Source organism: Aquitalea sp. ASV15 (assembly GCF_016429115.1).
Classification (GTDB): Bacteria; Pseudomonadota; Gammaproteobacteria; order Burkholderiales; family Chromobacteriaceae; genus Aquitalea; species Aquitalea magnusonii.
In genome coordinates, this window is the sequence record NZ_JAELTZ010000081.1 from 1 (window position 1) to 9,992 (window position 9,992).

Below are 9,992 nucleotides of genomic sequence, written 5' to 3' on the forward strand. Positions count from 1 at the left end.
GCCCTACCCGCCGCGCGAACGCGATGCCTCGGCACCGCGCAGCCTGCACCCGGCCGACAGCCGTGGCGATCTGCATGAATCGCGCCGCCCGGAAGGCGAACGCAGCTATCAGCGCGACCGTGGCCCGTCCGGCCGCAAACCGCTGAACAGCCAGCCGGATCGCCAGATCGAGCACAAGCCGCCTATGCCGCGTCATGTGGAAGGCGACACGCCGGCCGCCACGCCGACCATTCCGGCAGCAGTAGAACAAGGCCCGCGCAAGTTGTTCTCCAAGCCGGCCGAGCGTCGTGAGGACAGCGCACCGCGTGATAAGCACTTCCGCCGCGACGAGCCGCCGCGTGAACAGGCGCCGCGCCGCTTCGAGCGCAACGATGCCGCCCGTCATTACGACCCGGAAATCCTGCCGGCGCCAAGCGCTGAACGGGAAAACCGCTTCCGTCGTGACGAACCGGCAGCAGAAAACGCACCGCGCAAGCTGTTCTCCAAACCTGCCGGGCGTGCTGATGACAGCGCGCCGCGTGACAATCGTTTCCGCCGTGACGAACAGCCGCGTGAGCAAGCCCCGCGCCATGATGCAGCCAGTTATTACGACCCGGAAATCCTGCCGCCGCCAGGCGCCGAGCGGGAAAACCGCTTCCGTCGTGACGAGCCGGCAGCAGAAAATGCACCGCGCAAACTGTTCTCCAAACCGGCAGAACGCCGTGACGAGAGCGCACCGCGCGAGCCGCGCTTCCAGCGCGAGGACAGCCCGCGGCGTGATGCCCGCAATGAACGCAGCTGGGAAGCACGCGAGCGCGGCAACTCCCCGTCCAGCCTCAAGCCCTTCGACAATAACCGCCGCATGGAGCGCGACCCGCGCGCACCGCGCCAGCACGACAGCCGCCAGCACGGTGACAGCGCCAAGCCGGCCTGGAGCGGCAAGCCGGCAGCGCAGTCGGTGTATGCCCTGTCCGGCCTGCGCCACAATCAGCTGGCCATGTTCGCGCCCTGCCCGCGCGGCCTGGAAATGACGCTGGTCGCCGAACTCAATGCGCTGGGTGCCAGCAATGTCAGCAAGGTGGATGGTGGCGTGGCCTTCAATGGCGACGCCGACATCATGATGAAGGCCAACCTGCACAGCCGCACCGCCAGCCGCGTGCTGCTGAAACTGGCCGAGGGCGGCTACCAGCAGGAAAGCGACATCTACCAGCTGGCGATGCAGATCGACTGGCCACGCTGGTTCGATGTATCGCGCAGCATCAAGGTAAAGACCGATGCCATCGGCGCGCAACTGCGCAGCCTGGATTTTGTTTCGCTCAAGGTGAAAGATGCCGTGTGCGACCGCTTCCGTCAGGCCAATGCCGGTCGTCCCAATGTGGACACCCGCGAACCGGACATGCGCATCCACACCTTCCTCACCCGCGACCATGCCACCATCTATCTGGATACCAGTGGCGAGCCGCTGTTCAAGCGTGGCTGGCGTGAGGAAACCGGCGAAGCGCCGCTGCGGGAAAACCTGGCGGCCGGCATTCTGCTGATTGCCGGTTACGATGGCAGCCAGCCCTTGCTGGACCCGATGTGTGGCAGCGGTACCTTCCTGGTGGAAGCCGCCGACATCGCGCTCAAACGCGCACCGGGCCGCAAACGCCGCTTCGGCTTCCAGCGCCTGCGCGAATTTGACGCCCTGTCCTGGGAAGCGCTGCTGAGCGAAGCCCGCGCCGCCGAGTTGCCGGTACGTGATCTGGCGATCAAAGGCAGCGACCGCGCCCGCAACATGCTGCCGGTGGCCCGTGCCAACCTGCAACGTGCCGGCCTGGCCGATGCCATCGAGCTGCAGGCACAGGACATCCTGGAAGCACGTCCGTTTGCCGACAGCGGCTTTATCGTCACCAACCCGCCCTATGGCGTGCGCATGGACGAGCAAGACGCGCTGGCTGAACTGTACCCGCAGCTGGGTGACTGGCTGAAAGCCCACTTTGCCGGCTGGACTGCCCACTTCTTTACCGGCGACCTGCGCCTGTCCGACCTGATCCACCTGTCGGTCAAACGCCGCACTCCGCTGTTCAACGGCTCGCTACCTTGCCGCTTGTTTGCCATTCCCATGGTGGCTGGCAGCGCCCGCCGCGAAAAACCGGTCACGGACGGTGACACAAGCGGCGTGGCTGACGCCGAATAAACTGCGTCTGCCGAATACGACAAGCCCGGCATTGCCGGGCTTGTTTGCTTTACTGCCCGCATCCCTTGGCCGGCAGCAACTAAAATAAAATCTGCCAGCGGCAGAATGCCTTACTGACCAACACGTCGACACCACCATGCAAACATCCTTCATTTCCGCCACGGTCTTGCTGATCCTGATTACCGACCCGCTGGGCAATATCCCGCTGTTCATCAGCGCGCTCAAACAGGTCAAACCGGAAAGGCGTAAAAAGGTGGTCTACCGTGAATGCCTGATTGCCTTTCTGGTACTGCTGACCTTCATGTTCTTCGGCCGCAATTTTCTGGACGTGATGCATCTGACTGACCAGTCGATGCAGGTGGCGGGCGGGGTGATTCTGTTTCTGATTGCACTGAAGATGATTTTCCCCAGCGAGGGCGGCAGCGTGTTTGGCAGCGACAAGATGCATGGCGAGCCGTTTATCGTGCCGATTGCCATTCCGCTGATTGCCGGGCCTTCGGCCATGGCGACCGTGCTGTTGATGTCCACCCGCGAGCCGGCGCGCATGCTGGAGTGGATAGGCGCGCTCACCATCTGCATGCTGGTGACCACCGTGGTGTTCCTGTTTTCCGGCCGCCTGCAAAAGCTGCTGGGCGAGCAGGCGATCACCGCGCTGGAACGCTTGATGGGCCTGGTCCTGACCGCCATTTCCATCGAGATGCTGCTTGGCGGCGTCGCCTCCTATATCCGCCAGTTCCACTGAGCCTTGGCGGCTAGCGGGCCTTCCATATTTGCTCAGCCGGCTCTGCATCGGGCGCCAGCTGGCTGGGCAGGCTGGGACTGAACGCCAGCGCCTTCAGCCGCGCCAGCCTTTCCTCCTCTTCCTGCGGTGTCTCCTGCTTTATCTGCTTGAGTTGCTGCAGTTGCTGGCGCAGATTGGCCACGGCGCGGTAGGCACTTTCCTTGTCGGAGCGCAGAGTGCGCAGTTCCTCCTGCATTTGCCCCAGTTGGTGTTGCAGCGCGTCCATTGCGTCTTGTGCCTGCAGCTGCTGCTGTCCTGCCTGGTCTGCCTGCTGCTCGGCCTGTGCCAGACGGCTGCGCAAGGCATGCACTTCCTGTTGCAATGTGGTTACCCGGTCATCCGGGGGCAGCGGCTCTGGCGCAGGCTGCGCTTGCTCCCGCATGCGGTACAAAGCCTGTTCCGACTCCGCCAGCGCCTGACGCGTCTCGGCCAGCTCTTGCTGCAAACGCCGCAGCAGCTCGTCCTGGGCCCGTTCAGGCTGCGCCCACTGGCTTGCTGCGGGCTGCGGCACTGCTGCATCGTGCAGCAGCGCCTTGCTCAAATGCTGCCGGACTGCGTCCAGCTCCTGCGCCTGTTGTTCACACAGCAAGGCCAGATCGCGCTGCTCGGCCAGCAGTTCCTGCCGCTCGTCCTGCCAGGCGGCCTGTGCTGACTGCACATACTGATTGGCCAGCTGCTGCGCCTGCTGCCAGGTACGGTCGACAACAAGCCCGGCCAGCTCCCTGAGTTCGCCAGGCAGGCGCTGTGGCAAGGGGGCAATATTGACCTGCTGACTCATCCGCCACTCCATGAACAGCTGGCTGGCGACATTCATGTCCACCCCGCCCAGCCGGCACACATCAGCCAGCACCGGAAAACATTGCTGGTGATGTTGCTCATACAGCAGGGCCGCAAGCTGGTGGATACGTTCACGTACATCCGCAGGAATGATGGCTGCCTGACTCATGAAATTTTCCCTTTCTCTGACCACACGCAGGATGAGCGCACTGCCGCCGCCGTGGGCAGCACCGCCCATGGCCGGGATGCAGGCTGGCCGCCGCGGCCATCATCTTGCACACCGGATAAACCATTGAGAGTAACAGTAATAACTATCTGCAGCGAACACTCACGGCTGCCAACTGGTTCTGGCGCAAACCGGAAGCTGCCTATGGCATGACACGCCAGCTTAGGGATATCAGCAATTAGCTGGCAACCGATCGCTTGCTAGGATGTTAGATATAACAGGACCCTGCAGGGTCCGGCACAACGCTCGATATCCGAACATCTGCGAACAAGAGACCAGACATGCAAGCCAGAACACCGCTTTACTCACGCCTGTACTTCCAGGTGTTGGTTGCCATTACCATCGGCGTCTTGATGGGTGCCTTCTATCCGGAAGCCGCCGCCAAGATGAAACCGCTGGGTGACGCCTTCATCAAGCTGATCAAGATGATGATTGCGCCCATCATTTTTTCCACCGTGGTGGTGGGCATTGCCAAGATGGGCGACATGAAGGAAGTAGGCCGGGTCGGCATCAAATCGCTGCTGTACTTTGAAGTGGTGACCACTCTTGCGCTGGTGATCGGCCTGGTGGTGGTAAACCTGTTGCAGCCGGGTGCCGGGCTGAATGTGGACCCGCACACGCTGGATGCCAAATCGGTGGCCAAGTACGCCGCCGGCGCCAAGGACATGAATACCGTGGACTTCCTGATGCACATCATCCCGGATACCGTGGTGGGTGCTTTTGCCAGCGGTGAAATCCTGCAGGTGCTGCTGTTCTCGGTATTGCTGGGCCTGGCGCTCACCCGCATGGGCAATAGCGGCAAGACGGTCATTGCCATGCTGGACGAGTTTTCGCATGCGCTGTTCGGCGTGATCAACATGCTGATGAAGCTGGCCCCCATCGGCGCCTTCGGTGCCATGGCCTTCACCATCGGCAAATACGGCGTGGGTTCGCTCAAGCAGCTGGGCTTTCTGATGGCCTGCGTTTACCTCACCTGTTTTGCCTTCGTCTTTATCGTGCTGGGTGCCATCGCCCGTTTCAACGGCTTCAGCATTTTCAAATTCCTCGCCTTCATCAAGGAAGAAATCGTGCTGGTACTGGGTACGTCTTCGTCCGAATCCGCCCTGCCGGGCATGATGAAAAAAATGGAACACCTGGGCTGCGCCAAACCGGTGGTGGGCATGGTGATTCCGACAGGTTATTCCTTCAATCTGGACGGCACCTCGATCTACCTGACCATGGCGGCCATCTTTATCGCGCAGGCCACCAATGTGCAGCTGAGCCTGGGTGAGGAGCTGGGCATCATCGGCGTGCTGCTGCTGACCTCCAAGGGTGCGGCCGCCGTTACCGGCGGTGGCTTCATCACCCTGGCCGCCACCCTGGCCACCCTGGGCGGCAAGCTGCCGGTGGAAGGCCTGGCGCTGCTGATTGGCGTGGATCGCTTCATGTCGGAAGCGCGCGCCATCACCAACCTGATTGGCAATGGCGTGGCCACCGTGGTGGTGGCCAAGTGGGAAAAGGCACTGGACACCGACCGCATGCAGCGCGTGCTGAACGGTGAAGTGCTGCCGGAAGTGGATGCCGTACCGGCCAAGCATTAAGCCAGCAAACGATTCGACCTTTCAGTCAGTCTTACAGCCCGTCACCGGACGGGCTATTTTTTTGCTCGGCAAAAAATGCCACCAGATGATCGACGAAGACCCGCACCTTGCCTGGCACATGCCGGCGCACCGGGTATACCGCCGACACATCCAGACACAGCCATTGATAATCAGGCAGGATGGTTTGCAGCCGGCCGTCGGCCAGCGCCTGCTGCAAGAGGAATTCCGGCTGGCGGATGATGCCCATGCCCTGGATGGCGGCATTGGTGAGGATGTCGCCATTATTGGCGCGCAAGCCTCCCTTGACCTTGACCCGGCCAGTGCTGCCATCCGGCCCCTGGTACTCCCATACCGTGGACTGGCTGGTCAGGGTGTACAGCAGGCAGTCATGCTCGGCCAGTTCATCCGGATGCTGCGGCACGCCGCGGCGCAGCAGATAGTCCGGTGCCGCGCACAGCCGGTCGCGCACCTTGGCCAGCGGCCGCGCGATCAGCGAGGAATCCGCCAGATTGGACACGCGAATGGCCAGGTCAAAGCCCTCTTCCACCAGGTCCACCTTGCGGTCGTTCAGCGACAGCTCCACCTCCACCTGCGGGTGCTGGCGCTGGAAGCCGGCAATGGCACCGCCCAAAAAGCGCATGCCAAAGGACACTGGTGCGGTCACCCGCAGCCGGCCGCTGGCCTTGCTGGCACCTTGCGACAGCAGTGCGTCCAGATCATCCAGCTCGGCCAGCAGGTTGCCCGCCTGGGCCAGATAGGTTTCGCCGGCCTCGGTCAGCGACAAGCGCCGCGTGGTGCGATGCATCAGCCGCACCCCCAGCCGCGTTTCCAGTGCCGACACCAGCTTGGTCACCATGGCGCGCGACAGGTCGAGCCGGTCTGCCGCTGCGGCAAAGCTGCCTTGCTCGGCCACGGTGACAAAGGCGCGAATTTCAGAAAACCTGTCCATATAATTTCCACCCAGTAAACAATATCTTCATTTATAGCATATTTATTCAGCCGAAAGACCATGGTCCAATGCTCCCACTGCACACGCCAGGCCCATGATGGCCCGCGGCGCCACCCTTACAGGAGCTTTACCATGCATACCACCTCTCCCGCTTTGTCCGCCCTCATCCTGCGCGTTTCGCTGGGCCTGATGTATCTGGCCCACGGTGCCACCAAGCTGTTCGTGTTCGGCCCGGCCGGTACCGCCCAGTTTTTCTCCAGCCTGGGCCTGCCCGGCTTTGTCGGCTACCTGTCGATGGCTGCCGAGCTGGCGGGTGGCCTGCTGCTGATTCTCGGCATCAAGGCACGCTGGGTGGCACTGGCCCTGGTACCGCTGCTGGCCGGCACCATCGTGCTGGTGCACGGTGCCAATGGCTGGATGTTTACCAATCCGAACGGCGGCTGGGAATATCCGGCCTTCCTGATCAGCAGCTCGCTGGCCCTGTTCCTGCTGGGCGACACAGCAGACACCCGCCAAGCCTGATCCTGTCGAGCCGGCAGCAACAAGGGGCGATGCGCCAGATACGGCGCATCGCCCCTTTTTACTTGTCCTTCCGCCAGACCATCAGCACTTGTCGCCACCCGGCATCCCGTTATGCTGGAGTGCTGATGCTTGTGCCAGGCATCCCGCCCGCGCCGGCCCGCCAGCTGTGGCAAAGCTGCAGCAACGCCAGATTATTTTGTTGACGGCCATCAAGCCACTTTCACATCAAGGCTGTAGCTAAATTACAATATTGGCATGATAACAACGTTGCAATCTGCCTACACAACACTGGACAAAAACAGGTTTAATCCTGCAATAACAATATTCTTGCGTTCTATCGGCTGAATAGGCACTTGCCTTTGGCGCTAAGTTGCGGCTTAATCCTGCCCCAACAATCGCTCGTAATAAAATAACTGTTGCAATCAACTCCTGAGGAGTTTCACATGGCCTCTCCCGCGCCACGACTGGACATTCTCGCCCCCCTTTCCGGGTGGCTGGTTGCCCTGGACACCGTCCCCGATCCGGTATTCGCCGGCAAAATGGTGGGTGACGGCATTTCCCTGGACCCGACTTCCTGCTCGCTGCTGGCCCCGGTCAGCGGCACGGTCAGCAATATCCACTCCGCCCACCATGCCCTGACCATTACCTCGGACAACGGCGTCGAAGTGCTGGTACATATCGGCATCGACACCGTCATGCTGAAAGGGGAAGGCTTTGCACCGCTGGTAGAACAAGGCCAGCAAGTCAAGGCGGGGCAGCCGCTGATCGATTTCGACCTGGACCTGGTGGCGCGCCGCGCACAAAGCCTGCTCACCCAGATCATCATCACCAATGGCGAAGTGGTGGAAAAACTCACCTGTGCCAGCGGTCTGGTCGAAGCCGGCAAAAGCATCATCATGACGCTGGAGCTGCAAGGCGCCGCCGCCGCTGCCAGCCAGGCCGAAGGTGAAAGCCTGAGCTCGGAAACCATCACCCTGAGCAACCCGGCCGGCCTGCATGCCCGTCCGGCTGCGGTATTTGCCAGCGCCGCCAAACGCTTTGCCGCGGATATCCAGCTGCAGCTGGGCGACAAGGTGGCCAATGCCAAATCGGTAGTCGGCATCATGGGTCTGGCCACGGTCAATGGCGATCAGGTGCGGGTACTGGCCACCGGTAGCGATGCCGCCGCCGCCATTGCCGAACTGTCGCAACTGCTGCTGGACCGTTGCGGCGAAAGCCTGGACGAAGCCCCGGCGGCTCCGGCCCCGGCCGCTGCCCAGCCGCTGCAGCAGGACAGCGCCGGCGTACTGGCTGGCGTGGGTGCTTCGCCCGGCATCGCCATTGGCCGTATCTTCCATCATCGCCTGCAAGAATTCGACGTAGTGGAAGCCGGTGCCGCCGGCGTGGTGGAACAGCAAAACTTCACCCGTGCCTGCGAAGAAGCGGCCGAGCAGATCGAAGCCATCAAGGCCCAGCTGCAAGACCAGGCCAAGCGCGCCATCCTGTCCATGCATCAGGAACTGCTGCAAGACCCGGACCTGCTGGCCCTGACCTATGCCAGCCTGGCCGATGGCAAGTCCGCCGCCTGGGCCTGGCGTGCCGCCTTCAGTGCCTATTCCGCCCGTCTGGAAGCGCAGGACAACGCCCTGCTGCGTGAACGCGCCAACGACATCCGCGACGTGGGCCGCCGCGTGCTGGCCTTGCTGGCTGGCGTCAAGCAAGCCGAGCTGGACGTACCCGCCGGTTCCATCCTGATTGCCGAGGACCTGGCCCCATCCGACACCGCGGCGCTGGACCCGGACAAGGTACTGGGCTTCTGCACCCGTACCGGCGGTGCCACCAGCCATGTGGCCATTCTGGCCCGCTCGCTCGGCATTCCGGCCATTTGCGGTATCTCGCAAGCGGCACTGGCGCTGCAAGATGGCCGTGAAGTGATTCTGGACGGCACGGCCGGCACGCTGAACATTGCCCCTACCGCCGCCGAGAAGAGCGAAGCCGAAGCCGCCATCGCCCGTCTGGCTGAACGTCGCGCCGCCGAACAGGCCATGTCGCAGCAGCCGGGCCAGACCAGCGACGGCAGCCGTATCGAAGTGGTGGCCAATATCCGCAATGCCGCCGATGCGCACGAAGCGGTAAAAGCCGGTGCCGAAGGCGTGGGCCTGCTGCGTTCGGAATTCCTGTTTGATAACCGCGACACCGCCCCGTCGGAAGCCGAGCAGGCTGCCGAATACTGCGCGGTGGCCCGCGAGCTGGGCAGCAATCTCCCGCTGGTGGTACGCACGCTGGACGTGGGTGGCGACAAGCCGCTGCCCTACCTGCCGCTGCCCAAGGAAGACAACCCCTTCCTCGGCCTGCGCGGCATCCGTGTCAGCCTGGACCGTCCGGACCTGCTGCGCACCCAACTGCGCGCCATTCTGCAAGCCGCACCGCTCACCCGCCTGCACATCATGTTCCCCATGGTGGCTTCGCTGGACGAGCTGCGCGCCGCCAAGGCCATTCTGGCGGAAGAGCAAGCCGCCAGCGGCCATGCCGATGTCAAGGTGGGCATCATGGTGGAAGTACCGTCGGCCGCCATTCTGGCTGGGCGTTTTGCACCGGAAGTGGATTTCTTCTCCATCGGCACCAACGACCTGACCCAGTATGTACTGGCGATGGACCGCGGCCATCCGCAATTGGCCAAGCAGGCCGATGCCCTGCATCCGGGCGTGCTGGCGATGATTGCCATGACCTGCGACGGTGCCCGTGCCCACGGCAAGTGGGTGGGCGTATGCGGCGGCCTGGCGTCCGACGAACGTGCGGCGCCGGTGCTGGTCGGTCTGGGCGTGACCGAGCTGTCGGTCAGCACCCCGGCGGTGGCCAGCGTCAAGGCCACACTGGCGCGCTGGAGCATGGACGAATGCCGTGCGCTGGCGCAGCAGGTGCTGGCGCTTTCCACCGTGACAGAAGTGCGCGCCCATCTGGCGCAACAGGCGCGTTAAGCGCAATGAAACCTGCCGTCCGGCTGGCCCGGACGGTGCTGGCCC

General features: G+C 62.9%; 7 protein-coding genes. 5 read left to right on the top strand and 2 right to left on the bottom strand.

What is annotated here, in order from left to right:
* Both JHD64_RS22535 and JHD64_RS19960 read left to right on the top strand, forming a co-directional pair.
* Window positions 1-2,155: THUMP domain-containing protein (locus JHD64_RS22535; RefSeq protein ID WP_370540991.1), on the top strand; the 2,155-nt coding region annotated here is incomplete at its 5' end.
* 136 nt (window positions 2,156-2,291) lie between these two features.
* The gene (locus JHD64_RS19960; protein ID WP_045846629.1) at window positions 2,292-2,897 is read left to right on the top strand and encodes a MarC family protein; all 606 of its coding nucleotides are present in this window, start codon (window positions 2,292-2,294) and stop codon (window positions 2,895-2,897) included.
* Window positions 2,898-2,907: 10 nt separating this feature from the next.
* Here JHD64_RS19960 and JHD64_RS19965 read toward each other — a convergent pair whose 3' ends face one another.
* Window positions 2,908-3,882, bottom strand: coding sequence for a DNA-binding protein (locus tag JHD64_RS19965; RefSeq protein ID WP_199055269.1), 975 nt, complete (start codon window positions 3,880-3,882; stop codon window positions 2,908-2,910).
* 338 nt (window positions 3,883-4,220) lie between these two features.
* Between JHD64_RS19965 and JHD64_RS19970 the strand changes: the two genes are divergently transcribed.
* Window positions 4,221-5,519, top strand: a complete 1,299-nt coding sequence (locus JHD64_RS19970; protein WP_059287069.1) for a dicarboxylate/amino acid:cation symporter — start codon at window positions 4,221-4,223, stop codon at window positions 5,517-5,519.
* A 31-nt stretch (window positions 5,520-5,550) separates the two neighbouring features.
* On the opposite strand, the gene JHD64_RS19975 is transcribed toward JHD64_RS19970, so the two are convergent.
* Window positions 5,551-6,468 carry a LysR family transcriptional regulator gene (locus JHD64_RS19975; RefSeq protein ID WP_059287070.1) on the bottom strand — a complete coding sequence of 306 codons (918 nt, stop codon included), beginning with the start codon at window positions 6,466-6,468 and terminating at the stop codon, window positions 5,551-5,553.
* 132 nt (window positions 6,469-6,600) lie between these two features.
* On the opposite strand from JHD64_RS19975, the gene JHD64_RS19980 reads away from it, so the two are divergent.
* Complete coding sequence (locus JHD64_RS19980) at window positions 6,601-6,990, top strand: DoxX family protein (RefSeq protein WP_059287071.1); 390 nt, start codon at window positions 6,601-6,603, stop codon at window positions 6,988-6,990.
* 443 nt (window positions 6,991-7,433) lie between these two features.
* Entirely contained in the window at window positions 7,434-9,947 is a 2,514-nt protein-coding gene (gene ptsP, locus JHD64_RS19985; RefSeq protein ID WP_199055270.1) for a phosphoenolpyruvate--protein phosphotransferase, read from the top strand.
* The last annotated feature ends 45 nt before the right edge of the window (window positions 9,948-9,992 follow it).

Excerpts from the sequence above, each read along its gene's own strand:
- JHD64_RS19960 (WP_045846629.1), top strand. The coding sequence starts at position 2,292 with ATGCAAACATCCTTCATTTCCGCCACGGTCTTGCTGATCCTGATTACC.
- JHD64_RS19965 (WP_199055269.1), bottom strand. The coding sequence starts at position 3,882 with ATGAGTCAGGCAGCCATCATTCCTGCGGATGTACGTGAACGTATCCAC.
- JHD64_RS19970 (WP_059287069.1), top strand. The coding sequence starts at position 4,221 with ATGCAAGCCAGAACACCGCTTTACTCACGCCTGTACTTCCAGGTGTTG.
- JHD64_RS19975 (WP_059287070.1), bottom strand. The coding sequence starts at position 6,468 with ATGGACAGGTTTTCTGAAATTCGCGCCTTTGTCACCGTGGCCGAGCAA.
- JHD64_RS19980 (WP_059287071.1), top strand. The coding sequence starts at position 6,601 with ATGCATACCACCTCTCCCGCTTTGTCCGCCCTCATCCTGCGCGTTTCG.
- ptsP (WP_199055270.1), top strand. The coding sequence starts at position 7,434 with ATGGCCTCTCCCGCGCCACGACTGGACATTCTCGCCCCCCTTTCCGGG.